The sequence below is a fragment of the Streptosporangium sp. NPDC048886 genome (genome assembly GCF_055586905.1).
This window is the reverse complement of the sequence record NZ_JBVJHH010000028.1, coordinates 54,589-77,458: the sequence shown is the minus strand read 5'-3', so window position 1 is coordinate 77,458 and position 22,870 is coordinate 54,589. Positions and strand designations below refer to the sequence as shown.

At 71.3% G+C, this 22,870-nt stretch carries 26 protein-coding genes and 1 pseudogene; 12 read left to right on the top strand and 15 right to left on the bottom strand.

Annotated features, from left to right (window positions below; all coding sequences use genetic code 11):
• Window positions 1-184 precede the first annotated feature (184 nt).
• From ACZ6R6_RS30905 to ACZ6R6_RS30895, 3 genes are all read right to left on the bottom strand, one after another.
• Window positions 185-1,090, bottom strand: a complete 906-nt coding sequence (locus ACZ6R6_RS30905) for an SDR family oxidoreductase (RefSeq protein ID WP_470099249.1) — start codon at window positions 1,088-1,090, stop codon at window positions 185-187.
• A 129-nt stretch (window positions 1,091-1,219) separates the two neighbouring features.
• Window positions 1,220-1,879 carry a ThuA domain-containing protein gene (locus tag ACZ6R6_RS30900; protein ID WP_470099247.1) on the bottom strand — a complete coding sequence of 220 codons (660 nt, stop codon included), beginning with the start codon at window positions 1,877-1,879 and terminating at the stop codon, window positions 1,220-1,222.
• A 286-nt stretch (window positions 1,880-2,165) separates the two neighbouring features.
• Window positions 2,166-5,582 (bottom strand): phosphodiester glycosidase family protein, encoded by a 3,417-nt coding sequence (locus ACZ6R6_RS30895; protein WP_470099245.1) that lies wholly within the window; start codon window positions 5,580-5,582, stop codon window positions 2,166-2,168.
• Window positions 5,583-5,773: 191 nt separating this feature from the next.
• Here ACZ6R6_RS30895 and ACZ6R6_RS30890 point away from each other — a divergent pair.
• The 3 genes and pseudogenes from ACZ6R6_RS30890 to ACZ6R6_RS30880 form a co-directional block, all read left to right on the top strand.
• A pseudogene (locus ACZ6R6_RS30890) lies at window positions 5,774-6,100 on the top strand (ArsR/SmtB family transcription factor); the annotation flags it as partial.
• 13 nt (window positions 6,101-6,113) lie between these two features.
• Window positions 6,114-6,851, top strand: coding sequence for a cation efflux transmembrane domain-containing protein (locus ACZ6R6_RS30885; protein WP_470099243.1), 738 nt, complete (start codon window positions 6,114-6,116; stop codon window positions 6,849-6,851).
• Complete coding sequence (locus ACZ6R6_RS30880; RefSeq protein WP_470099241.1) at window positions 6,848-7,387, top strand: DUF3703 domain-containing protein; 540 nt, start codon at window positions 6,848-6,850, stop codon at window positions 7,385-7,387. Before ACZ6R6_RS30885 ends, ACZ6R6_RS30880 begins: the two co-directional genes overlap by 4 nt.
• Here the strand turns inward: ACZ6R6_RS30880 and prfH are convergent.
• The 7 genes from prfH to ACZ6R6_RS30845 all read right to left on the bottom strand — a co-directional run bounded on the left by prfH (window position 7,358) and on the right by ACZ6R6_RS30845 (window position 12,726).
• Window positions 7,358-8,017: a peptide chain release factor H gene (gene prfH / locus ACZ6R6_RS30875; RefSeq protein ID WP_470099239.1), complete on the bottom strand. Its 660-nt coding sequence runs from the start codon at window positions 8,015-8,017 to the stop codon at window positions 7,358-7,360. The two genes, ACZ6R6_RS30880 and prfH, sit on opposite strands and share 30 nt — an antisense overlap.
• The gene (locus tag ACZ6R6_RS30870; protein ID WP_470099237.1) at window positions 8,014-9,204 is read right to left on the bottom strand and encodes an RNA ligase RtcB family protein; all 1,191 of its coding nucleotides are present in this window, start codon (window positions 9,202-9,204) and stop codon (window positions 8,014-8,016) included. Before ACZ6R6_RS30870 ends, prfH begins: the two co-directional genes overlap by 4 nt.
• 367 nt (window positions 9,205-9,571) lie before the next feature.
• Entirely contained in the window at window positions 9,572-10,027 is a 456-nt protein-coding gene (locus ACZ6R6_RS30865) for a hypothetical protein (RefSeq protein WP_470099235.1), read from the bottom strand.
• A gap of 207 nt (window positions 10,028-10,234) precedes the next feature.
• A complete protein-coding gene (locus tag ACZ6R6_RS30860) occupies window positions 10,235-10,363 on the bottom strand; it encodes a hypothetical protein (protein WP_470099233.1) in 129 nt (42 codons plus the stop codon).
• Window positions 10,364-10,519: 156 nt separating this feature from the next.
• Window positions 10,520-11,437 carry a CHRD domain-containing protein gene (locus ACZ6R6_RS30855; RefSeq protein ID WP_470099231.1) on the bottom strand — a complete coding sequence of 306 codons (918 nt, stop codon included), beginning with the start codon at window positions 11,435-11,437 and terminating at the stop codon, window positions 10,520-10,522.
• Window positions 11,438-11,981: 544 nt separating this feature from the next.
• Window positions 11,982-12,287: a helix-turn-helix domain-containing protein gene (locus ACZ6R6_RS30850; RefSeq protein ID WP_470099228.1), complete on the bottom strand. Its 306-nt coding sequence runs from the start codon at window positions 12,285-12,287 to the stop codon at window positions 11,982-11,984.
• 10 nt (window positions 12,288-12,297) lie between these two features.
• The gene (locus ACZ6R6_RS30845) at window positions 12,298-12,726 is read right to left on the bottom strand and encodes an SDR family oxidoreductase (RefSeq protein ID WP_470099226.1); all 429 of its coding nucleotides are present in this window, start codon (window positions 12,724-12,726) and stop codon (window positions 12,298-12,300) included.
• On the opposite strand from ACZ6R6_RS30845, the gene ACZ6R6_RS30840 reads away from it, so the two are divergent.
• Window positions 12,616-12,945, top strand: coding sequence for an SbtR family transcriptional regulator (locus tag ACZ6R6_RS30840; protein ID WP_470099224.1), 330 nt, complete (start codon window positions 12,616-12,618; stop codon window positions 12,943-12,945). The genes ACZ6R6_RS30845 and ACZ6R6_RS30840 overlap by 111 nt on opposite strands.
• Window positions 12,946-13,140: 195 nt before the next feature.
• On the opposite strand, the gene ACZ6R6_RS30835 is transcribed toward ACZ6R6_RS30840, so the two are convergent.
• Window positions 13,141-13,539: a hypothetical protein gene (locus ACZ6R6_RS30835; RefSeq protein WP_470099222.1), complete on the bottom strand. Its 399-nt coding sequence runs from the start codon at window positions 13,537-13,539 to the stop codon at window positions 13,141-13,143.
• Between the two features lie 319 nt (window positions 13,540-13,858).
• Here ACZ6R6_RS30835 and ACZ6R6_RS30830 point away from each other — a divergent pair, with 319 nt between their 5' ends.
• The gene (locus ACZ6R6_RS30830) at window positions 13,859-14,494 is read left to right on the top strand and encodes a TetR/AcrR family transcriptional regulator (RefSeq protein ID WP_470099220.1); all 636 of its coding nucleotides are present in this window, start codon (window positions 13,859-13,861) and stop codon (window positions 14,492-14,494) included.
• Window positions 14,495-14,669: 175 nt separating this feature from the next.
• On the opposite strand, the gene ACZ6R6_RS30825 is transcribed toward ACZ6R6_RS30830, so the two are convergent.
• Entirely contained in the window at window positions 14,670-15,284 is a 615-nt protein-coding gene (locus tag ACZ6R6_RS30825; RefSeq protein WP_470099218.1) for a TetR/AcrR family transcriptional regulator, read from the bottom strand.
• A gap of 224 nt (window positions 15,285-15,508) precedes the next feature.
• Here ACZ6R6_RS30825 and ACZ6R6_RS30820 point away from each other — a divergent pair, with 224 nt between their 5' ends.
• A complete protein-coding gene (locus ACZ6R6_RS30820) occupies window positions 15,509-15,856 on the top strand; it encodes a nitroreductase family deazaflavin-dependent oxidoreductase (RefSeq protein ID WP_470099216.1) in 348 nt (115 codons plus the stop codon).
• A 135-nt stretch (window positions 15,857-15,991) separates the two neighbouring features.
• Here ACZ6R6_RS30820 and ACZ6R6_RS30815 read toward each other — a convergent pair whose 3' ends face one another.
• On the bottom strand, window positions 15,992-16,213 hold the full coding sequence (locus tag ACZ6R6_RS30815) for a hypothetical protein (protein WP_470099214.1): 222 nt from the start codon (window positions 16,211-16,213) through the stop codon (window positions 15,992-15,994).
• A gap of 252 nt (window positions 16,214-16,465) precedes the next feature.
• Here ACZ6R6_RS30815 and ACZ6R6_RS30810 point away from each other — a divergent pair, with 252 nt between their 5' ends.
• The gene (locus ACZ6R6_RS30810) at window positions 16,466-17,761 is read left to right on the top strand and encodes a helix-turn-helix domain-containing protein (RefSeq protein WP_470099212.1); all 1,296 of its coding nucleotides are present in this window, start codon (window positions 16,466-16,468) and stop codon (window positions 17,759-17,761) included.
• A gap of 153 nt (window positions 17,762-17,914) precedes the next feature.
• Here the strand turns inward: ACZ6R6_RS30810 and ACZ6R6_RS30805 are convergent, their stop codons facing one another.
• A complete protein-coding gene (locus tag ACZ6R6_RS30805; RefSeq protein WP_470099210.1) occupies window positions 17,915-18,799 on the bottom strand; it encodes a sigma-70 family RNA polymerase sigma factor in 885 nt (294 codons plus the stop codon).
• A gap of 133 nt (window positions 18,800-18,932) precedes the next feature.
• On the bottom strand, window positions 18,933-19,565 hold the full coding sequence (locus ACZ6R6_RS30800; RefSeq protein WP_470099208.1) for a TetR/AcrR family transcriptional regulator: 633 nt from the start codon (window positions 19,563-19,565) through the stop codon (window positions 18,933-18,935).
• A gap of 60 nt (window positions 19,566-19,625) precedes the next feature.
• Here ACZ6R6_RS30800 and ACZ6R6_RS30795 point away from each other — a divergent pair, with 60 nt between their 5' ends.
• From ACZ6R6_RS30795 to ACZ6R6_RS30775, 5 genes are read left to right on the top strand one after another with little or no spacing between them, the layout of a single operon-like run.
• Complete coding sequence (locus ACZ6R6_RS30795) at window positions 19,626-19,916, top strand: antibiotic biosynthesis monooxygenase (RefSeq protein ID WP_306869393.1); 291 nt, start codon at window positions 19,626-19,628, stop codon at window positions 19,914-19,916.
• A gap of 55 nt (window positions 19,917-19,971) precedes the next feature.
• Window positions 19,972-20,886, top strand: a complete 915-nt coding sequence (locus tag ACZ6R6_RS30790) for an ABC transporter ATP-binding protein (RefSeq protein ID WP_470099205.1) — start codon at window positions 19,972-19,974, stop codon at window positions 20,884-20,886.
• Entirely contained in the window at window positions 20,879-21,646 is a 768-nt protein-coding gene (locus tag ACZ6R6_RS30785) for an ABC transporter permease (protein WP_470099203.1), read from the top strand. The genes ACZ6R6_RS30790 and ACZ6R6_RS30785 overlap by 8 nt, the downstream gene beginning before the upstream one ends.
• A complete protein-coding gene (locus ACZ6R6_RS30780; RefSeq protein ID WP_470099201.1) occupies window positions 21,643-22,440 on the top strand; it encodes an ABC transporter permease in 798 nt (265 codons plus the stop codon). Before ACZ6R6_RS30785 ends, ACZ6R6_RS30780 begins: the two co-directional genes overlap by 4 nt.
• Before the next feature lie 32 nt (window positions 22,441-22,472).
• Window positions 22,473-22,844 (top strand): DoxX family protein, encoded by a 372-nt coding sequence (locus ACZ6R6_RS30775; RefSeq protein ID WP_470099199.1) that lies wholly within the window; start codon window positions 22,473-22,475, stop codon window positions 22,842-22,844.
• The last annotated feature ends 26 nt before the right edge of the window (window positions 22,845-22,870 follow it).

The following is a 22,870-nucleotide window of genomic DNA, read 5'->3' as shown; positions in this document are numbered from 1 at the left end:
CGGTAGACGGTCTCCGCCGGCCGGAGGCCCGTACCGGGCCTGGCGTTGACATGCCCCGCCGGCGGGCGCCGCACTCTCCGGCGCCGGCCGCCCTCCCCCAGCCGCCGGGATCACGGCCCGGCGCCCCGACGGCCCGGAAGCCCGGAAGCCCGGAAGTCATTCGCCCCGACGGCCCGGAGGCCGGTCAGTCCTGCCGCCCCGGGATCCGGCCGTTCTGCAGGGCGTTGGGCACCGCCCTGGCGACCAGGTCCGGGATCACCGCGCCCAGCTCGGCCGGCTCCCAGCGGGCGCCCTTGTCCACCTCCGGGCCCGCGTGCCAGCCCTCGGCCACGCTGATCACGCCGCCCCGCACGTTGAAGACCCGGCCGGTGATCCCCCGGGCCTCCGCGCAGGCCAGCCAGACCGCCAGCGGCGCCACGTCCTCGGGACGGAGCTCGTCGAAGCGGCCGCCGGCGCTCAGGTTCTCCGTCATGCGGGTCAGGGCGGTGGGGGCCAGCGCGTTGACGGTCACGCCGTAGCGGGCCAGTTCCTGGGCGGCGATGACCGTCAGCGACGCGATGCCCGCCTTGGCGGCCCCGTAGTTGCTCTGCCCTGCATTGCCGTAGATGCCGGACGAGGAGGTGGTGTTGATGATCCGCGCGTCGACCGGGGCGCCCGCCTTGGACCGCTCGCGCCAGTAGGCCGCGGCGTGGCGCATCGGCGCGAAGGTGCCGCGCAGGTGGACGCGGACGACGGCGTCCCACTCCTCGATCGTCATGTTGACCAGCATCCGGTCCCGCAGGATGCCGGCGTTGTTGACCAGGACGTGCAGGTCGCCGTAGTGGTCGACGGCCGCCCGCACCAGCCGGCCCGCGCCCTCGAAGTCGGAGACGTCCTCGCCGTTGACGATCGCCTCACCGCCCATCGCGCGGATCTCCTCGACGACCTGTCCGGCCGGCCCGGCCGACGAGCCCGTGCCGTCCACCTCCGCGCCCAGATCGTTGACCACCACCCGGGCCCCGTGGCGCGCGAACTCCAGCGCGTGCCCACGCCCGATCCCCCGGGCGGCCCCGGTGACGATCACCACCCGCCCCGCCACGATCCCGCTCATCCGGCCTCCCGGTCCCAGAACCCAGCTCCAGGGAGAGTCTCGAAGACCCCGGCCGATGTCAACGACGCGGGCCCGCCGGGTGGCGGCGCGGCGGGTCAGCCGTCCGGCAGGTTCCGGCGGGCGGCCCCCTCACTCCGCGCGGCCTGCCCAGAGCAGGCCGCGCAGGGTGAGGGCGCGCACGGTGGGATGTGTCAGATCGGCGAGGTTGTGGCCGATCGCGGAGAAGAAGACCCGGCCCGCGCCCCAGCGGCGGGTCCACACGACGGGCATGGGGACGGGCACGGCGTGCGGGCCGCCGGTGGAGGGGGCCAGCGTGGTGGTGGCGAGGACGTCGTTGAGGGAGTCGGTGAGCATCCAGTACTGCTCGGTGTGGACGGTGAAGCCGTCCAGCCCGGCGACGATCGGATGGTCGGCGCGGGCCGGGTCGATGACGACGTCGTATTCGAGGAAATGCTCGGGGTGGGACAGGAAGAGGCCGCCGACCATCCGGTGGTAGTCACGGTCGTCGAAGGCGGCCACCACTCCCCCGTGCCACCCCGCGAACCCGGTGCCCGCCTCGACGGCCGCCAGCAGCCCGGCGGACTGGCGCCCGCTGAGCGTGCCGCCCGTCCAGCACTGCACGATGAGATCGGTGGCGGCCAGCAGGTCGGCGTCGGCGTAGACGTCGAGGTCGCCGGCGACGGTGACCTCGAAACCCGCCTCGGCGAGCCCGGGGATGAACAGGCCGGTCGCCTCGTCGGGGACGTGCCCCTCCCAGCCTCCCCGGACGACGAGCGCGTGTCTGGTCATGCCCTGCTCCCCGGCTGGTCCCGGACCCGGTGGGGCTCCGCCACGGGTGGGGTCCGTCTTGGTCGGTCTGGCCGCTGCCATCCCAGCGCCACAGCCGGGTCCGCGTCAACCGGGCGGGCGGACGAGGCGGCCAGGCCCCGGCGCGGGACGGTCGGCGGCGTCCTCGGACGCGGGCCTGACGGGCCCGCGTCCACGGACGGGACGGGCCCCGTGCCGCACGGTCAAGGCCGTGCGGCACGGGGCCCGTCGCCGGTCGCGCCGGCCTGTCAGGCCGGCTCGGGTGCGGTCAGGCCGCGGCCCGCGCCGACAGCGTGACCGTCGCCTGCCGGGTGACGCCGTTCACGGTGACCGCGACGACGACCTGGCCGGAGCGGAGCGCGGTCAGCGTCCCCGTGGCGGGGTCGAGCACCGCGATGTGGCGCGCCTTCGCGCCCGCCCGGGTGCCGACGTGCAGGTTGGGCGAGCCCGACCAGTCCACCGAGACGGGGTAGGCGGCGGGCACCGTGCGGGTGCCCTGCGTCAGCGTCGCCGAGACCTGCCCGGGCTTGCCGGCCTCCACCGAGGTGGGCGCCGTGAGGGTCAGCCCGTCGACGTGCGGGCGGACCTGCGTGCCGATCCAGGCCGGCGCGTCGGCGAACCAGTTGCGCCGGACGTGTGCCGCCTCCTTCTCGGTCACCGGGTCGACCCCCCACAGGGACCAGCCGGTGAAGCCGCCGTCGTCGGCCGCCGTGGCCGGGTTCTTGCCGGAGTTGCCGTTGATGAAGTACGGCACGGCGTCGACCCGCGAGGCGTGGAAGGTTCCGACGTGGGCGCCGATGTAGGCGGCCCCCTTGCCGGTGGTGCGCTGGAAGTCCGCGAGCCAGCCCTCGACCAGCGCGGCCTCCTTGCGGTCGCCGAGCTGGCTGCCCTTGCCGGGCGTCGGGTCGCGCGGCGGCACGTGGAACAGCACCGCGACCGAGCCGATCGACGGGTCCTTCTCCGCCGCGTCGAGACGCTCGCGCAACATGGCCACCTGCTCGAACCCGCCGCCGCGCAGGTTCAGCCGCGAGGTGTCGAGGGTCACGAAACGGGTCCCCTTGTGGTCGAAGCCACCGTAGGTGTCGCCGAAGACCGACCTGAAGTTGTCGATCTTGCCGCCCATCACCTCGTGGTTGCCGGGCACGTAGTGGACGGGCAGCTCGCCGTGGAGCTCCTCGTCCAGGATCCGCTTGGCGAGCGCGAAGTCCTCCGGTGACGCCTCGTCGACGAGGTCGCCGTTGATGAGCAGGAAGTCGGGCCTGGCCGCCTTGATCTCCCGCAGCGTACGGCGGGCGTTGGCGACGATGTCGCTGTCGGGGTCGCGTGCCACGAACTGCGCGTCGGACATGACCGCGAAGCGCCACGGCGCCGCCGCGACCTCGCCCCCCGGACGGATCACCGGGTCGGCCGTCTTCGGGGCCGCCGGCGCCGCCACCGACGGCGGCACCTTGGCGACGAGCCCGTCGATCGTGATCTCACTGCTGTACTTCTGGTCGGCCCTGGTCTCGGCGACGTAGAACCGGCGGAGCCTCAGCGGGTAGTTCACCCCCGGCGGCACCGCGAACTCGACGAACTTCCAGCCCGTCCACGTGAGGTAGGGGCCGCGGAGGATCTGCGACTGCCCCTGGGCGTCGTAGAACTCCAGGCTCGGCCACTCCCCCTTGCCCGCGGAGTTGATCCACAGTCCGAACGCCTGCGGCTGGCCCGGCACGGTGATCTGCTGGGGCGGGCTCGCGTAGGCCGCGCGCGTCGCCGTCGACTGCGTGAAGTCGTAGGCGAGCTTGAGGCCGCCGCCGCTCTGGCCCGGCGCCGCCGACAGCGAGCCCGTCGCGCGGGCCGCGGCGAACGTCCACGACCCCGCGTCCTCGAAGTCGGCGGCCGGGACGTCCTCGTATCCGACGGTCACCGGCACCGCCGTGTCGGCCCCGCCGGCCCGCACGGTCACCAGGCCGGAGCCGGTCGCCCGCTTCGCCTTCACCGTGAAGAAGCCGTGCTCGGAGGCGGCGACGTCGAGCAGTTCCCTGTCGTAGTCGAGCCGCACGTCCGAGGGGTCGACGGGGGCGGAGTTGCCGTTGCGGTCGTAGCCGACCACTCCGAACGTGCCCGAGGCGTCGGCGCCCGCCAGGCCGACCCGGTCGGTCGTCGTGCCGAGGCGGGCGAGGGGCTGCAGGACGGTGAGGGCGATCTCGCCCTCCGCGCCGCCGCGGGAGGCGGTGACGGTCGTCCGGCCGGGCACGAGGGCGCGGAAGGTGCCGTCGCGGCCGACGAGCCCGTGGACCGCCTGGCCCGACCGCCACGACGGGGTGCCCGCCGCGGGGCCGTACGTCTCGTCGTAGCCGGCCGCCGTGAGCTTGCGGGTGAGACCGGGGAAGACCCGGTCGGGACGGCCGCCGCTGACCGGGCCGGCGCCCGGCGCCCTGGCCGGGTCGCTGGCCGTCTCCACCCAGAAGCCCTTGAGCCTGCCGCTGCCGGCGGGCGCGTAGAGCGCGAGGCCGTTGGGGACGTGTCGCTCGCCGCCGTCGGAGGGGCTGTTCTCCACCTGCACACCGGCCGAGCCGGGCTCCCGGGCGAGCATCGTCGAGGAGCCGCCGCCGTCGAGGTTCAGCGCGTTGTACGCGCCGAGCTCCGCCATCATCGCCCCGAGCTCGGTGAGCGTGACGCCCCTGCTGTCGGCCTGCCGGCCGTCGACCGTCAGCATGTACATCTTGCGGCCGTCGGCGGAGAAACCGACGGCGGTGCGCGGATGGGCGGCGTTGTCGGCCGAGGTCTGGGCGACACCGTCCTTGACGAGGATCTGGCTGCCGCCGACGGCCGCCTTGATCGCTCCGCCCTGGGAGGGCTTCGGCTGGTACTTGACCTCGACGCGGTCGCCGGGCTTCAGCGCGGCGAGCGCCGTCGCTCCGGCGTCCCGGCCGAGCAGGACGGCCGTGCCCGCCGGGATCGGGCCGCTGCCCGCGGAGCTGCGCACCTCGGTGACGACGCCGCCCTCCAGCACGACCTCGGTGACCGCGGCCGCGCCCTCGACCGCTCGGCCGCGGCCGTAGGAGCCCCACAGCGGGGTGAACAGCCCGACGCCGTTGCCCTGGATGAGCTGGTTGAACTGGGTCAACGTGATCGGGGCGCCGCCGGCGGGCGTCGCGGTGCCGTCGAAGTTCATCTGCAGCACCCGCCCGACCCCGTCGGGGGTGACGGTGACGGCGTTGTTGTGGCCCGCCATCGGGGACTGGACGAGCTCCCCGTCGTGGATGCCGATGCCCTGCGCCGCGCCGGAGCTGTTGATGTCGAAGAAGTCGCCGTTGACGGCGGCGACGGCCCGGGACCGCTCCGCGGGCCCGGACAGCGGTTCGGTCTTCGACACCTCGCCCGAGTACACGTAGTCGGCGCTCGCACCGGCCGTGAGGTCGGCGGCGATCGCGTCGGCGCGGAGCCAGCCCGCGCTGTCATAGCGGTCGAAGGAGGTGAGGGTGATCCCCGGCGCGACCGGCCGGGTCTTCTTGGCCGTCTCCAGCTGCCGCGCCCCGGGGGCGACGAGCAGCGTGGACGGGGCCTGGTCGGACGACGCCTGCGGCGCGTCCTCGACGAGGGCCTGCTGTGGCCGCGCGGGTGAGGGCGACGGCGACGGATCGGCCTGGGCGGGGCCCGCCGCGCTGAAGGCGAGCAGGGGGGCGAGCAGGGCCGTGGCCACTATGCGGGGGTGGTGACTTGGGGGCACCCCCGAACTCAACCGCGCAATGGTTACAAGTTTCAAGACTTCGAGGTGACCTAAAAGAAAATTTCAGGCGCTGGCGTCCCGAGGCGCGGGGCGCGGAGGCGTCCGCACCCGCCGGCGCCCGTCCCGGCCTGGAAATTATCACTAAATCGGGCTATCATCGCCATATGGCGATTGATTCTGATGGGGGTCGGTGTGTCAGCACCGACATCGCCGCCGGCATCTCCCCGGCGGCCGCGCTGTTTCACTCCCTGGCCGATGAGACCCGGCTGCGCATCGTGCAGCGCCTGGCGCGCGGCGAGGCCCGCGTGGTGGACCTGACCACCCAGCTGGGCCTGGCCCAGTCCACGGTGTCCAAGCACCTGGCCTGCCTACGCGACTGCGACCTGGTCGACTACCGCGCCGAAGGGCGGCAGTCGTTCTACTCCCTGACCCGGCCCGAACTGATGGACCTGCTGGCCTCCGCCGAGCAACTGCTGGCCGCCACCAGCAGCCGGAGCCGGTGGCGTGAGCGCCCTGAATCTGCCCGGCATCGGCCCAGCTCCGGCCCCTGGCCCGGCCCGGCGCGCCGTGCTGCGACGCCGGATCCGGCTGCTGGTGGCGGCGACCATCACCTACAACGTGATCGAGGCGGTGGTGGCCGTCACCGCCGGCACCCTCGCCTCTTCGGCCGCGCTGATCGGGTTCGGCCTGGATTCCATCGTCGAGGTCGCTTCGGCCGCCGCGGTCGCCTGGCAGTTCTCCGCCACCGACCACGAGAAGCGGGAGAAGACGGCGCTGCGAACCATCGCCATCTCCTTCTTCGCGCTGGCCGCCTACGTGGGCTTCGACGCGGTCCGGGCGCTGCTCGGCGCCGGGGAGACCGCTCCCTCCACCCCCGGGCTGATCCTGGCCACGGCGTCGCTGCTGGTCATGCCGTTCCTGTCGGCCGCGCAGCGGCGCGCCGGCCGCGAACTCGGCTCCGCCAGCGCGGTTGCCGACTCCAAGCAGACCCTGCTGTGCACCTACCTGTCGGCGGTCCTGCTGGTGGGGCTGGCGCTCAACAGCGCCTTCGGCTGGTCCTGGGCCGGCCCGATCGCCGCACTGGTCATCGCCGCGGTGGCGGTCAAGGAAGGCCGCGAAGCCTGGCGCGGGGACGCCTGCTGCGCCGCCCCCGCCGCCGCGCCCACCCCGTCCGCCGGCGCCGCCGAGTCCGATGGTCGCGCCGACGGCTGCTGCCCAGCTGACAAGGGGACCTCTCGATGATCGGCCGCCCGATGCCCGACCGCGTACGGGCCGCCTACCGCGCCGAGATGCGCGCCGCCCGCACCGCCGCCGACGACCAGGCCCGGTGGCGGCACCTGGAACGGGCGCACATCATCTCCCAGCCCTGGCCGCACACGGCCAACCACATCGCCATGTTCGCCCTCGCCGTCCGCCGGCGCGACCGGCGCGAAGCACTCGGCCAGGTGGTGCGCATCATCGTCGCCGCGCCCGGCTCCGCGCTCGGCCGCTATCCCGAAGGCAACACCGGCCGCGCCCGCGCCGGCCTCACCCAGCCCATGCCGATACCCGCCGACCTGGCCGAACTCCGCAGCTCACCACACACCTCGACCACAGATCAAGGGCCCGGCGCCTCGTCCTCGGCGGCCGTGAGAACGCTCGCGCGCAAGCTTGGGGAAGAACGACGCGCTCGGCACCGTGAGGTTGACGATTCTCATACTGTCGGGTGCGATTCTCCTTCCGCGGTAGGGCCTTGGTCGGGTGGGCGGTCACGGTCGCCGGCGCGTCTGCTCCGGTGAAGCCGGGTCCTGCTCCGGCGTTTCCGGACGTTCGATACGGGTGGGGTTGCCGCGTACGAGCTCATCGTGGACGCGCCGGCGGGCGGTGGTGACGGCGCGCCCCGCCGTCTCGTCGCCGTCCTCGATGCGCTGTCGCAGCAGCCGCATGGCGATGCGGCGGTTGAGGCTGAAGTGCCGCTCGGTGTCGACCACGACGACGATCCCCGAGGGCCGGTGGGTCGCCCGTACCGCCGTGCTGGCCTTGTTCCGATGTTGACCGCCGGGGCCGCCGGTGCGGCAGGCGACGATGTCGACGTCCGCCTCCGCGAACGTCGTGCGCGGGGTGTCGACCTGGCACGGTTGGGCGATGACATACCAGTTCTTCCGGCCTGTGCCGGCCCGGTAGGGGCTGGGGGCCTGCCAGCACAGGGTTCCGGTCCACGAGGCGGCGAACGCCTCGGCGCCGGCTCCCGAGATCTGGATCAGGACCGATCGGTAGGTGCCGGGCCGGTCACCGGGAACGGTCTCGGCCCGACGGGTCTCCAGGCTCTGCCGGGTGGCGTCGACTTCCAGGCGGCGCAGCAGCCGGGCCAGCGCCCAGGCGCACTCCTGCGGGCCACGCCCGGCCGACAGGAGCAGGTGGACACTCACCGCCGGCCTCGCTTGCGGCGCTGGTCCCGCTGGGGTGCGGAGCCGAGGTCGGGCGTCTTGTAGGTGACCAGAGGGACCGTGGTGGCCACGGGCGTGGCCAGGTCATGGTCGACGAGGTCGGCGATCACCTGCTCGATGCGCTTGTAGGCCGTCGGCGCCTCCTCCAAGAGCAGTTGGCGGTCTCCGCACACCACCAGCGACCCCACCGGTGTGCGGCGCAGCTCCTCGACCGTGTGCTTGGCCCGGCCCCGGCGCAGGGCGTCCGCACGCGACATCTTGCGGCCCGCGCCGTGCGCGACGGAATGGTTGGCCTCCGGCCCGGCATGGGCGGCCACGAGGTAGGAGGGGGTGCCTCGGGTACCGGCGATGAGCACGTCGCGGCCGTCACCCGGCGCCGCCCCCTTGCGGTGCAGGTAGACCCCGTCGCGGATCTCGACCAGGTTGTGGCACTGGTCGACGAGCGGCTCGGTGGGCTCGGCCCCCAGGGCATGGGCGACCCGGGCGGCCATCAACCGCCGGTTGAGCGATCCCCAGCGTACGGCGTCGTCGTGCATCGCCAGGTAGGCGCCGGGATCAGGGGCGGGGCCCGCGCCGTGGAGCGCGGTGTGCGCCCGCAGGATCCGTTCGCCCAGCCCCCGGGAGCCGCTGTGGACGATGAGAACCAGGTCGCCGTCGGCGAGTCCGAGCCGGCTCGCGTGGCCCGGCTCGAAGACGGTCCCGATCCGCGCCAGCTCGACGAAGTGATTGCCCCGGCCGACCGTCCCGAGGCCCTCGACGTGACCGGCGGGGATATCGCCCTTCACAACGGCCCAGGCCGGGTCGTCGGCGTCCTGCTCGGGATCCAGCGCGCGATCGAGGTCGGGGAAACGGGCGGCGAGCTTCTCGGGTACGGCGCGCTTGAGCTTCATGGGGAACACGGCGATGCCGCAACCGATGTCGGAGCCCACCAGGAACGGGTACAGCACGGTCGATGCCATGGCGGCGCCGATGGGGGCGCCCTTGCCGGGGTGCAGGTCCGGCATGGCGGCGACGTGCGTCATGCCGTCGAGGGCGGCCACCTGGTGACACTGCGCGAGGGCGTCGGACTCGATCCAGCTCGCGGGGGAGGCGAACACGGTGACGGTGGCCGGGCCCATGGCCGTGGTGGACGGCAGCGGGGACTCCTGCCGGGAGTGTCGCTGAGACAAAAAGGCTCTCTTCCCTTAAAGGGGCATGGGTAAAGGGGTATGGGCTGACAGCGGGGCGGGGCGCGTCGGCGCCGTGGCCTCTCGGAGTGGCGGGGTGCTGTCCGTCAGAGCGTCATGGGCACCACGTTCCCGTGAGCCCACCACGCGAGGCAAGCGGTTTTCGGCCGTACGGCGCTGTATGCCTGCACGCACCGCCATCTCACGACGTGTGCATTGCCGCGGACGACACGCTGAAGACCACGGCGGACGCGCGCACCCTCCGCCTCCCTCGGCGACAAGCGCGCAGCCCTAGACAGGCTCGGGGACGCTCTCGGCTGATAGAGATCTTGATCAAAACGCCTCGGGCCTGATGCTCCGAGGCGCTCCGTTACCGGAGGCGGGACGCAATCCCCTGCAACGGCGGCGCTCCGCTTCGGCGCAGTCCTGGCCGCGTCATCGGCCTGCCGGTCGTTCTCGTCGCGTCGGCGGCGGCCGCGACAGCCACCGCTTCCACCCGATGGGGACGCTTCGTCGGCACCGCGGCCGCCGCGGCTCTTCTCCTCTCCCCGCTGCTCGACGTCGCGACGTACACCAGCCGGTACAGCGGCGACTTCCAAACACCTTTCGCCGATTCGGTGCGATGGCACCTGCTTCTCGCAGCCGTCCTCGTCGGATCAGCCACGTGGAGCCCCCGGGTGCGGATCTCCTGGGCCGGGCCCGTCCACCTAGCCCGAAGCCTGATCCGCGGACAGTCGAAGAACATGATCCCCGGACGGACGAAGAATCTCGCCGTCGCAGTCATGATCGCGGCCGCCACCGTCTGGCTGATCGTTCCGTCCTTCACGCCGACACGGTAGGAGCACAATGACACAGGAGCCCGGCCCGGAGCGGCGTCTACCCCCAGAGCATTTCATTACGAGTGAACGGCGCGTCCCGGGTCGGCGGGCTCATGTCCTGGTCAAGCGGTAGGTGGGGTGCGGTCGTGTAAGGCGGTGTTGCTGTACAGGGCTGCTGTACAGCACTCCTCGTGGACTACGGCGCGGTCCCTCGGTCAGCGCTCGCCGTACAGGATCTCCATCGCCTGGAGCACGTCCGTGATGACGTGATCCGCCTCGTACTCGTGGCCGGGCCACGTCCCCCGGCCGATCCACGTCGTACGGAGACCGGCTGCCTCCACCAACGTCGGTGACGATACGGGCCCCGACCGTCCATCAACGGACCCGGCGCAGGTGGACACGGATGCCGCGCGGCCGTCACCACGATCACCCCGAACGGCATCGGCCGCCCCTCTCCACCGACCTCCTTCAGCGCCGGTCCCGCGTCAGCAGACCACCGGCTAACCGATGAAGACGTAGTCGGCCTGGTACGGCACCTCCGCTGTCGGGGTGGCCTGCGGGTCGCAGGTGCCCGCGGGTGCGGTGCCGCCGACGGTGTTGAGCCGCATTATCTCGACGACGTCCTCCAGCCGCCCCCGATCCGCCCCCGCCTGTGTTGCCCGCAGGTCAAGCTCGGGGATGTTGCCGGCCCCGTTGGGCGTCCTGAGCACGACGCTGCCGGTGACCGCGCTGCCGTCCGGCGCGACCCACTGCGGCGGCCCCACGACCGGCTGCACGAACGAGTGCCGGACATTGCCCCCGAGCAGCGCGGAGACATCGTGCTGTGTGAAGGCGAACGTGCCGTCGGCCTGCCCGGTGCAGGCGTAGATCTGCACGCCCTTGACAACGGGGGCGACATCGACGACCGGACGGTTTCCGCCGGTTGGCTGGCTTGTCTTGTGCAGTTGGCCTCGCACGGCGCCGCCGCGGAACTCATTGGTGTGGAGGTTGGTATAGAAGGAAGCCGGGTCGGAGACGAGCGCGGCCAGTAACGCGCGGTCCTTGACCTTCACCGAGCCCTTCGCCGTGTGGCCGTACCGCTTCGACGTGAACAGTGGAATCTTCACGTCTCCGTTGACTCCCGCTCCGCCCGCGTGGATGTGGGCCGCGGTCGGCGGGGAGATTCCCTCCCACCGCAGGGCGTACGTGACGGTCGAATCCTTAATCTTGAGCACCGCGACCGCCCGCCCGGCCGGGTCACCCACGGCACCGCCGGTACCGGGCACCTCGTTGCGCCCCAGCAGGCTCGACACCAGATACACCCTCTCACCACCGGGCGAGGTGCCGGCAGGGGACGCCTCGGAGGCGGACGCGCCCATGGCTGCGACCGAGGCGGCCGCCAGCATGGCACTGGCGAAGATCAGACTTTTGCTCGACATCGAACCACCTTTGAAATCTGGAGATCGACTTCCCATCATGACGGGCTCTTCGGTTGTTCGTAAGGCACCCCTCACCCTTCTTTTCTTTTCTTTCCTTTTCTCCAAGCGAAACGAGATATCCGCCTGGAAAGAAGAAGGCGCCTTATGTACCTATAAAAAGCAGATCCTTCGTCTTTAAGTCGTTCCATTGCGTTCCATTGCGTTCCGCCCGGGTGGTCACCTTCCGGCTGGACCGAACAACGGGGCAATCCCAGCAGGCAGAGGGGTGATGCCGGTGCCGGCCGACCCGGACCACGAAGGCACAGGTCACGCCACCCATTCGCTGGGATCACCCCGGCAGGAACCCGTTGCCGCGTTTCACTGTGATACGAATACGGCAGAGGCCCTCCCGATGATCCGGGAAGGCCTCTGACCCACGGAGCCGCCTTGGGGAATCGAACCCCAGACAGCTTCATTACGAGTTAGATCACGGCCGTCCAGGGCCGTTCAGGGCCGTCTTCCGGGCCTTTGAGACTGAAAGGCTGAAGTTACGGTGGCTGGAGGATCATGCGGGTCTGAGCGATGAAGCCGTCCGTCGCCGGGCCCCGCTCCAGTTCGGCCCGTAGCCAGGCCAGACGCCGCTCGTCCAGGCGGCACCTCTCCCCGCCCGGCCCTTGAACGCCGGATCCTCAACCCCATTGGCCTGCCAGGGGCGATACCAACGGTTGGCCGACATCCGCGTCACCCGAAACCGGCGCGCCACCTCCGGCGCCGACATTCCATGGGCGAACAGCTCCGCAGCCGCAAAGCGCAGCCGCTCCCGTTTGGCACGTTCCTCAGCAGTCAGACCGCCACCCTCGGGATACCTCATTGGAAGTGGCTCAAGGGGAGAACCCGGAGCTGCGCCGCCGCCTTGGGCGATACGAGCCGGCCTGATCCCGCCCTGTCGGCGTACAGGTGAGTGCGCGGAGACACGTACGCGCGGATACAGAGGGTGGCGCAGCGACCGGACAGAGCGTCTCCGCACCCTGGGGGGCTTGAGCCGGGCGACGGTCAGGGTTGGCCCGCGCCCAGATGAACTGCACCGGCTTGACCGGCAGGGACAGGAGCCGCTCGCCTTCGGCGCCGGCGTAGTGCAGCAGGTTGTTCATGAAGAACACCGGCCGCAGGATGGTGGCCGGTACGCCCAGCGCCAGAATGTGCCGCTCGATCTCGGCCTTGCTTTCGAAGTGGTCGATGCCGGTGCGGCGTTCGGCGCCGCCGACGGAGCTGTAGACCAGGTGGCCGACGAACTCATCGCCCGTGCCCACCGCGCAGGAGTGCTTCGCACGGACGTGTCCACCATGGACATCTCCCTGCTCATCGGCCAGTTCAGCCGCACAGCCCCACCCCCGCCCGGGCACGGTGAGAAAGAGATCCGCTCCCGGCTGCTGGCCATCGCCCTGGACGGCTTGAAAGCCCACGACACCGGCCCGCTGCCCGGCGAACCACCCAGCGCTCAGCGCTACCAGGCCCTGTGGGAGAGCTGATGAGCACAGCACCTGACGACGGTAGGAGCCCCTTGATGTCTGCCCTTGCCGCGACATGTCGCTCACGCCTCGGCCAGGAGCTTCCGATCACATCTGCGTGGCGGGCAGATACAAGGTGGTCGACGTCGGGGCCGGACCGGCCAAGCTCGACACCGCTGACGGGTCTGCGTTCCGGCGTTCGGAGGTGGGCGACGCTCAGGGCGCGACGGGCTTGCCTGCCCGCTGTTCTGCCTCGGCGCCGGTTGTGAGCTGGTCCTGCGGTTGTGTCTTGAGGTGGGCGCCGCGGAGTCCGATCAGGGTCATCAGTGCCAGGCAGAGCGCGATCGCGCAGCTGACCATCGAGGTGATCTGCAGTCCGTCGACGAATGCGTCGCGCGCCGCGGCGAGCAGTGCGGTGCCGATCTGGCCGGAGAGGTCCTCGGCCACTCCTACGGCGCCGCCGAGGGTCTCCTGCGCGGCCGGCGACTGCCCGCTCGTCAGTCCGGCTGGGAGTGTGTCGGTGAGCGAGGCGCGGTAGATGACGGAGCCGAGGCTGCCGAGGAGCGCGATGCCGAGGGCTGCGCCGAGTTCGGTGCAGGTCGTGCGTGCCGTCAACCATGGCGAGCAGCAGGAACCCCACGGCCAGCACCAGCATGCCGGCGGTCAGCAGCCTGTTAGCCCGGATGCGGCCGAGCAGGGCCGCGACGGCCAGGTCTGCGCAGGTCCATGAGCTCATCGCGGCCCATGAGGTCCTGTGTGCGACGCCGCGTCAGGGCGTCGGCTTCCTGTCAGGCGGACGAGGTCACGATTTCTCCGATCAACGATGGTTTCTGCGACCGAGAACATAATGGAACCAAGTGTTATTTAGTAACAAGGCCCAAAAGCGGCTTCGGATCTATCGCGACCGAGGCTCTGTCCGGGTAGGGTGTCGATCATGGCACTTCTCACCTCGGGCGACGACCATGCACTGCCGCTCCGTGAGCGCAAGAAGCTGCGCACTCGCCGAGCCTTGGCCGAGGCCGCGCTACGGATGTTCACCGACAAGGGCTTCGAGGCGACCACGCTGGAGGAGCTGGTCGACGCGGTGGAGGTGTCCAAGAGCACTTTCTTCCGCACCTTCCCCGCCAAGGAGGCCGCGGCGATCGAGGCCGAGGTCGAGCTGTGGGCGGCCTGCGTGAGCGCGCTGGAGGAACACACGATGTCCGGCCTCGTCCTCACCGAACTGCGAGACATCCTGTGCCGTGTCGTCGCCGGGCTCGGGGCGGACTGGGCAGAGCGCTATGTCGTCACCCGCCGCCTGGTGCTGACCGCGCCGTCCCTGCTGGCCTACACAGCACACCACCGCATCGAGGTCGAGCAGCAGATCAGCGACGTGCTCGCCGACAAGCTCGGCGCCTCGGCCGACGACCTCCGACCCCACGTGCTGGCCGAACTCACGACCACAGGGTGGACCATCGCCGCCCGCGCCTGGGTTTACGCCGGCGGCGGCAGCCTCCACGCCCTGATCGAACGCGTCAACCGCGCCTTCGAGGCCATCTCCGCCAGCCTGGAACTGTCCGCTCATGGATGACAGCACCAACGGCACTCGGCGAGACAGCAGCGACATCCATGTACGCGACGAGTTCCCTTACCGTGCGTGACGCCTGACCTGCGGAATGCGGCGCCACGCCTTCTGCCTCCGTACGCCCGAAGCACGGACGGCCTCGCGTCCGCGCGCGTAAAACCCCTGACAAAAGTCGAGGACTCTACCTCCGGCGGGCTTCGAGCGCGTCCAGAATCAGGTCCAGGCCATAGCCGAACTCGCTCGTATGGTCGTAGCCCGGCCGCAGAGCGTGGTCGACGATCATCTCCGTAAGGTACGGCAACTCGTCCGCCGGCAGGTGTTGGAGGATGCCGCCGGCCACTTCCTCGACATCGTCCGGCGTCGTCACCGGCAGGTTCGCCTCCTGGAGGACGAACCCGCCGATGTAGCTGTCGATGAGCGAGACAGCGTGCGCGGCCATCGGCAGCGTGAACCCCGCCTCCCGGAGAACGCCGAGGACGGCGTCGTGGTGGCGCAGCGTCGCCGGCCCCGGGTTGCGGCGGGAGTCCATGAGGCCGAGAGCCCAGCTGTGCTGCGACAGGACCGCGCGTGCGGAGGAAGCGCGCACACGGATCGCGTCGCGCCAATCGTCGCACTCAAGACCGGGTAGCTCGATCGCCGCGAACACCATGTCGACCACGCCGTCGAGGATCGCGTCCTTGTTCGGTACGTGGTGGTAGAGCGACATCGCCTCCACGCCCAGTTCCTGCGCCACCCGTCGCATCGTGATCGCCTGCACGCCGCCGCGATCGGCGACCCGGATCGCGGCTTCCAGCACGAGGCCCCTGCTGAGCGGTTGCGGTGGTGGTGACACGACGGCTCCGAAGTATGGGCGGATTGACAACCTTACAAGCGTAAGACAGCCTTACATACGTAAGCCGCCTTACTAGTGTAAGTCCTACCGGGTTGGCATCAGCCGGGGCTCGGCGGACGTCTGACCTACGACACGCCCCGCCGGGGCGAGAGGAGATCCCGATGCCGATGCCGAGGTGGTGGGGGCACGTGAACAAGAGGGTGTTCAACCCTCGCGCGATCGCGGGCGGGACGTGGCCGGTGCTGACACACATCGGTCGCGTTTCTGGCGCGACGTACCGCACGCCGCTCGATGCGTATCCCGTCGACGACGGCTACCTGTTCGTTCTGGTGTATGGATCACGCTCGGACTGGGTGCAGAACGTCCTGGCAGCCGGCGGCGCGCGGCTCCGGGTCGACGGGAGGGAGGTGGAACTCGCCGCCCCACGCCTCGTCGGGAAAGACGAGGCGTTCCAGGCCCTCCCCGAGGAGGCGGCACGCCCACCGAGGCTGCTCCGCATCACCGAATTCCTCCGTATGGACCTGGTCGCAGGCTGACGATCGACGTCCAGCGCGGAGCCTCGGCCACCGTTGCGGACAACTCGCCGAGGACGGCGTCGCCCCCGGCGGCATGTCGCTGCCGACACCTCCAGGATGCGAGCGCCCGTGCCGTCCCAGGGTCCGCCCGCCGGATCATGTGTTGATCCATAACAGGGCGGTGCCCAGGGTGATCGCTGCCTGGTGGTGGCCGGCCGGCTTGTCATAGCCGGTAGCGATGCCGCGACGGCGCAGCGGGGCGCGGATGACGGCCGAGTTGCCGGCCTTGTCGGCGATGACGTGGGCCGGGGCGCGGCGGGGACGGGGACCGGGGCGCGGCGGGGACGGGGACCGCGCGATGATCCGGCCACCGTCCACCTCGGCCCGGCCCCGCCGTGCGCCGGCCCGGAAAACTCACCGACGACTCAGCAACTCGCCGATGGAGTGCTCATACGATCCTCCGACACTGCGTGTTGATCAGTAAAGTGGGCTGTAAGGGTCATACCATTTCCTACAGTGGCGAATGATGCCGTAGTGGGATGCGAGGAGCACCTGAGGGCTCGTTGAGCACGCGGGAGTCCGGTCGCAAGCTCCGCTGCCCATCGAATTGTTTGTGTGCGAGGGATAAACGTGTCTACTGCTACAGCCTCAGTTGGACAGCGCATCAAGACCGCCCGCCGCCAGCGCGGCATCTCCCAGGCGGAACTTGCCCACCCCGAACTGTCGGACAGCTACGTCTCGCTCATCGAGAGCGGCAAGCGGACCGCGACGCCCGCCGTCCTGGAACTGCTGGCCGAGAAACTCGACTGCTCCCTGTCGTACCTGCTCAGCGGCGTGACAGCCGAACAGCAGGAAGAGCTCGAACACAACCTGAGGCACGCCCGGCAGGCGCTGGACAGCGGCAGCGCGGCCGAGGCGCGCACCCGCTACGCCGCGCTGCTGGCCGACGACGCCCTGGCGAGCTTCCCCCACATGCGCCAGGCCGCCGAGCTCGGCCTGGCCGACGCGCTGCAGAACTGCGGCGACCTCGACGACGCCGTCGTGCTGCTGACCCGGGTACGGCAGCGCGACGCGGCGCAGATGCCCGCCGAGCTGTATGCGAGCATCACCTGCGCGCTGGCCGGCTGCCAGCGCCGGCGGGGCGACCTGACGGCGGCCGTGCAGGTGGCCGAGCCGCTCCTGGCCGGCGTGCGGCGGCCGGTCTGGAGTGAGGAGCTCATCCGGCTGGGCGCCGAGCTGCTCATCGCCTACGCCGAACGCGGCGACCTGCTGCGGGGCCGCCAGTTCCGTGGCGAGCTGCTGGCGGCCGCCGACCGCCTCGGCACCGCCGCGGCGCTCACCGCGGCGCACCAGGCGGCCGCGGTCCTGGCGGTGGAGACCGGACGCGGCGACGAGGCGCTGGCCCATGTCGAGCGGGCCATCGCCGCCCAGGCCGAGCTCGGCGACGCCGACCGGCTGGAGCGGCTGCACGGCGCCTACGCCCGGATCGCGCTCGGCGTGCAGCCCGCGGAGGCGGAGAAGTGGTACCGGCGGCTGGCCGGAGCGCACGCCGAGCTGACCGCCAGATCCGCCACCGCGGCGGAGGCGGCCGACTGCACGGCGAACCTGGTCCGCGCCGAGCTGCTGCTGGGCTCCGCCGAAGGGGCCAAGGAGCACCTGACGGCACTGCTGGAGCAGATCGAGGGCCTGCCGCGCAATCTCCAGGCCGACGTCCACCTGCTGGCCGGGCAGGCGATGGCCGACCTGGGACGGCGGCGCGAGGCGGTGCACGAGCTGGCCGCGGTGGCCGCCTGGCTGGAGGAGGCGCCGGCCACCCGGCGGACCGCGCGGGCCTGGCTCACCGTCGCCCAGACGCTGCAGGCGCTCGGCGAGCCCGCCCACAGCGTCGCGGCCTACCAGCGGGCACTGGCCTGCATCGGGCTGTGACCACGACCGGCTGACCGCGGCCGGGACCGAGCGTGCCGCCGGCGTCGCCGCTGGGGGCATGGCGCGGCCGCGGGCTCGCGCCGGACGGAGCGCCCGGGTACCCGGATGCGGCGGTGGATCAGCGTGGTCCGCCGCCGCATCCGGCGGAGGGTGTCAGGCGTCGAGAACCGCGAGGTCGAGCCGGCTGAGGCGATCCGGCTCCGCGATCACGTCGATCTCGGTGACCGCGCCCTCGACGATCGTGAAGCTGAGCACCACGCGCAGTCGGCCGCGGGGGGCCATCGCGAGTCCGACCGCCCCGTCGATCGCCACCGGCCCGGTGAACCAGGCCCGTTCCATGGCGGCCATCGCGCCCTTGGCCACGGGGTGGGCGCCGCGGACCACGACGGGTTCGAGCGTGGGGATGACCATCTTGTCGGCCCGGAGCACCACGTCGGGGTGGAGCAGGGCGACCAGCGCCTCGAAGTCCCCGCCGCGGGTGGCGGTCAGGAAGGCGTCGACGACCCGACGACGGCGGGTCAGATCGGCGCCGGGCGCCGGGGCGGCCCCCTTGACCCGGCGGCGGGCGCGGCTCGCGAGCTGCCTGGTCGCCTCCGGCGACCGCTCGAGCATCGGGGCGATCTCGTCGAAGGGCACGGCGAACATGTCGTGCAGCACGAAGGCGAGCCGCTCGGCCGGCGTCAGCGTGTCGAGCACCACCAGCAGCGCCACCCCGACCGAGTCGGCCATCAACGCCTCCCGCTCGGGATCGTCCCCGGACTCGGGGCTGACGGCCGGGTCGGACACCTGCGCGTCGATAGGCTCCTCACGCCGATGCTCGCGCGAGCGCAGCATGTTCAGGCAGACGCGCGCCACCACCGTGGTCAGCCACGCGCCGAGGTTCTCCACGCCGCCGGTGTCGGCGCGGCTGAGTCTCAACCAGGCTTCCTGCACGGCGTCATCGGCCTCGCTGAGCGAGCCGAGCATCCGGTAGGACACCGCCCGCAGCTGGGGCCGGTGCTCCTCGAAACGCTCTGTCAGCCATTCGCTTCCGTCCACCGTGTCACATTCCTTCGTCGCCGGGGTTCATCGCAGTAGATGTGCGCAACACCAGCCGAAGGTATCGGGAGCCCGGCTCCCGGACCGGACAGGGTATCGGAGAGGCCACGGGCGGCACTGGTCGCCGGCGGTCCTAGCCCGAACAGAGCTGGGTGCGCAGGGTCTCGCCCGCCCAGCGCTCCCAGCGCTCGCGCGGCCAGCCGCGCTCCCGCACCAACAGCAGGTACAGCTCGGGGCTGAGCAGGCCGTACAGCAGATCGGCGGCCTCCTCCACCGACATCTCCGCCCGCGCGCCCGGCTTGCCGACCAGCGCCTCGGCCGCCCCCCGCTGGACGACGTAACGTGGATCGACGTCGTGCGGCCACAGGGCGGCGACCTCGGGGTCGCTCGCGGAGGCGCCCTCCAGCACCCTGCCGATCGGCGCGACCCGCTCCAGGACCGATGTCGTGCCGGCGACGTAGGCGCGCAGCATGTCCTGTGCGGTGTCGGCGGCCAGCGCCGCGGCGTACCACGGCCGGTCCATCGTGGCCACCGGCTCGTCATCACCCGCGATCGTGACATCGACCAGCTCCTTCAGCAGGGCGCGCTTGTTGCCGAAGACGAAGTAGATCGTCTGCACCGCGACTCCGGCCTTGTCGGCGACCTCCTGGAGATTCGTCGCGCCGTATCCGTCCCGCACGAACAGCTCCAGTGCCGCCGCGAGGATGCGCCGTCGCGTCTCCTTCGCCTTCTCCGCCCGCTTGTTCGTCCGCTTGACATCGCTCATGGCTAGAGTCTATCTCTAGATTCAATTGCTAGAAGTCAACTCTAGAGAGAAGGTCCAATCATGTCGGTCATCAGCGTCACCCGTTTCCAGGCCGATCCCGCCGACGCCGAGCAGGTCCGGGCCCGGCACGCCGCCCTGGTCTCCGCGACCAGGGCCACGCTGTCCGGCCTCACCGAGGCGCGTCTCGGCCGGCTCGGCGACGAGACGTGGGTCGGCGTCTGGCGTTGGGATTCGGCCGCCAGCCTGCGGGCGGCCCGCCAGGCGCTGCCCGGCACCGCCGCGGCCGTCGCGGCGTTCGCGGTGGCCCGCGAGGTCACCGCGGAGGACATCGAGGTTCTCGACGAGCTCTGACCGCCCGTCCCGGCCCCGGAACCCGGGGCCGGGTTCCCCGAATCGAGGTGATGACATGATCGAGATCGACGCGTTGACGAAGGTGTACGGCTCGGCGCAGGTCCGGGCGGTCGACGAGGTGTCCCTGCGCATCGGCGCCGGATCGGTGTTCGGCTTCCTGGGGCCCAACGGCGCGGGCAAGACCACCACCATCAAGATGCTGGCCGGCCTGCTGACCCCCACCTCGGGCCGGGTCCGGCTGGGCGGCTTCGACGTGGCCCGGCAGCGCTCGGCCGCGATGGCGCAGTTCGGCGCCGTGCTGGAAGGCTCGCGCAACGTCTACTGGAGCCTGTCGGCCTGGCAGAACCTGATGTATTTCGGCAGGCTCAAGGGGCTGCGCAAGCACCGGGTCGCCGAGCGCGCCCAGGGCCTGCTGACCGACCTCGGCCTGTGGGAACGGCGCCACGACAAGGTCGGCGGCTTCTCGCGCGGCATGCAGCAGAAGGTCGCCATCGCCGCCGCCCTGATCGCCGACCCGCCGATCGTGCTGCTGGACGAGCCGACGCTCGGCCTCGACGTCGAGGCCACCCGCACCGTCAAGAACTGGGTCGCCGAGCAGGCCCGCGAGCTCGGCACCACCGTCCTGCTCACCACGCACCAGCTCGACGTGGCCCAGGAGCTGTGCGACCGGGTGGCCGTCATGCGCCGGGGACGGCTGGTGGCCGACCTGCCCACCCGTGACCTGCTGGACGGCTTCCGCGAACGGGATCGGTACGAGATCCGCGTCGAGGGCGAGGCGCCGCCGGGGTTCGACGGCGTCACGCGCGAGGGCGTCACCACGATCGGCGTGCGGGTGAGCGACCCGCGCGAGGTGTACGACGTGGTCGAACGGCTGCGCGCCCACGGGGCCGTCCTGGAGTCGCTGACCCAGGTGCGGCCTGACCTGGAGGATGTGTTCCTCGCGCTGGTGAGCGAGCCGTCCCATGCTTGACGTCCTGCGCGCCGAGATCGGCAAGGGCCTGCGGGTGCAGCTCGCCCACCCCGCAGGTCATGTGATCACGCTGCTGATCAGCACCATGATGTACCTCGGCCTGCAGTTCGTCCTGGGCCAGGGCGAGCTGCGCCAGGACCTGCTGCCGCAGACCCTGGTCGCGATCGGCGGCTACTGGTTCCTGCAGTACGCCGCCCTGGTGATGGTGGCCGACCTCATCGAGGAGAAACGCGCCGGCACCTTCGCCCAGGCCCAGATGACCACGGCGCCGCCGTGGCTGCCGATGCTCGGGCGGCTGATCACCGCCTCGGTGTTCGGGCTGGCGGTGGCCGCCGTCGCCTCCCTCGTTCCGATGCTGGTGGCCGGGATCGCGATCCCGCTGCGCTGGACGGCGCTGGTGCCTGCCCTGCTCCTGGGGGTCGATGTGCTGGCCTTCACCTTCCTGCTGGCCGCCCTCGCCCTGGTCTCCCCGATGATCGGCGCCCTGCAGTCGCTGTTCGCCTCGCTGGTGCTGCTGCTCAACGGCTCGTTCCTGCCGCTGGCCCTCTATCCCGACTGGCTGGCCGCGGTGGCCAGAGTCCTGCCCACCACGCTGGGCATCGAGGCGACCACCCAGACGCTGTTCGAGGGCCGGACCCTGGCCGAGGTCTGGAGCGGCGGCACCCTGCCCTGGCTGATCGCCCACACCCTCGTGCTCACCGCCGTCAGCGGCCTGCTGTTCGTCCGCAACCACCGCCGAGCCCTGCAGGAGTCCTCGTGACCTTCGCCCGCGGATTCGCCGCAGAGGTCCGCAAGGGCCTGCTCAACCTCGCCGCCGGATGGCGCGAAACCCTGATCCAGATGATCACGTTTCCGCTGTTCTACCTGCTCATCGTGCTGTTCATGGGACGCGGGCAGCTCCGTGCCGAGCTGCTGCTGCCGGTGCTGCTCGGCATGATGGCGCTGACCTTCATCCACGAGCAGGTCAACCGGGTGTTCTGGAGCTATCTGGGCGACATCCAGTCCGGCGTGCTGGAACAGACCTACCTGACCCCGCTGCCCTCGGCCGCGAGCATCCTCGGCCGCCAGGTCGCCGCCGTGATCTCGGCCCTGCCCACCGCGCTGGCCGTCCTGGCCACCGGCGCCACCGCCATCACCCTCCAGGGCGGGCGGGTGCCCTTCGACGCGCAGGTGATCGTGCCGCTGGCCGCCATCGCGGTGGGCACCTGCGGGCTGGCTCTCATCCTGTGCGGACTGACTCTGGTGTTCAAGCGCATCGAGATCGTCACGCAACTGTCCGTGGCCGTCTACGCCATCGCCGGCGGCACCCTGGTCCCCCTGGCCGCCATGCCCGACCCCATCGCCCTCCTCAGCCGGCTGGTGGTCCCCATCGCGCCCGGCATCGAGGCCATGCGCGACATCCTGCTCGGCGGGCATTCCCTCGCCGCGCTCCCGACCGGCTGGGGCCTCGGCTGGCTGCTGGTCCAGCCGCTGCTCATCACGGCCGCCGGGGTGGTCCTGTTCAACCGGCTCGAAAACCTCGCCCGACACCGCGGCACCCTCGGCCGCTACTAGGCCAGGGGCCCGAACGAAGGAGAACAACCGACGTGAACGCGTTCCTGTGGGTACTGCAGGCCGTCCTGGCCGCGGTCTTCAGCCTGACCGGGATCATGCACGCCACCCAGCCCAAGGAGAGATTGCGCCCCATGGCACCCTGGGTGGATGACTTCACCCTTACCTGGATCCGTCTGATCGGCGCGGCAGAACTTCTCGGCGCCCTCGGTCTGGTTTTGCCCGCCCTCGCCGGCATCGCCTCGATCCTCACTCCGGTGGCCGCCACCGGCCTGGCCATCACCATGCTCGGCGCCGCCGCCACCCACGCCCGCCGCAAGGAGCCGGCGGCCATCGCCGTCAACGTGGTGCTGCTCGTGCCGGCCGCGGTCATCGCCTGGGGACGCTTCGGCCCCTACGCCTTCTGACCACCTGAACAGTCCGAGGGCCGTCC

Bases quoted from the DNA above. Each gene is read 5' to 3' on its own strand.
- ACZ6R6_RS30850 (WP_470099228.1), bottom strand. From the start codon at position 12,287: ATGAGGTATCCCGAGGGTGGCGGTCTGACTGCTGAGGAACGTGCCAAA.
- ACZ6R6_RS30900 (WP_470099247.1), bottom strand. From the start codon at position 1,879: ATGACCAGACACGCGCTCGTCGTCCGGGGAGGCTGGGAGGGGCACGTC.
- ACZ6R6_RS30880 (WP_470099241.1), top strand. From the start codon at position 6,848: ATGATCGGCCGCCCGATGCCCGACCGCGTACGGGCCGCCTACCGCGCC.
- ACZ6R6_RS30855 (WP_470099231.1), bottom strand. From the start codon at position 11,437: ATGTCGAGCAAAAGTCTGATCTTCGCCAGTGCCATGCTGGCGGCCGCC.
- ACZ6R6_RS30790 (WP_470099205.1), top strand. From the start codon at position 19,972: ATGATCGAGATCGACGCGTTGACGAAGGTGTACGGCTCGGCGCAGGTC.
- ACZ6R6_RS30830 (WP_470099220.1), top strand. From the start codon at position 13,859: ATGGCACTTCTCACCTCGGGCGACGACCATGCACTGCCGCTCCGTGAG.
- ACZ6R6_RS30785 (WP_470099203.1), top strand. From the start codon at position 20,879: ATGCTTGACGTCCTGCGCGCCGAGATCGGCAAGGGCCTGCGGGTGCAG.
- ACZ6R6_RS30905 (WP_470099249.1), bottom strand. From the start codon at position 1,090: ATGAGCGGGATCGTGGCGGGGCGGGTGGTGATCGTCACCGGGGCCGCC.
- ACZ6R6_RS30800 (WP_470099208.1), bottom strand. From the start codon at position 19,565: ATGAGCGATGTCAAGCGGACGAACAAGCGGGCGGAGAAGGCGAAGGAG.
- ACZ6R6_RS30795 (WP_306869393.1), top strand. From the start codon at position 19,626: ATGTCGGTCATCAGCGTCACCCGTTTCCAGGCCGATCCCGCCGACGCC.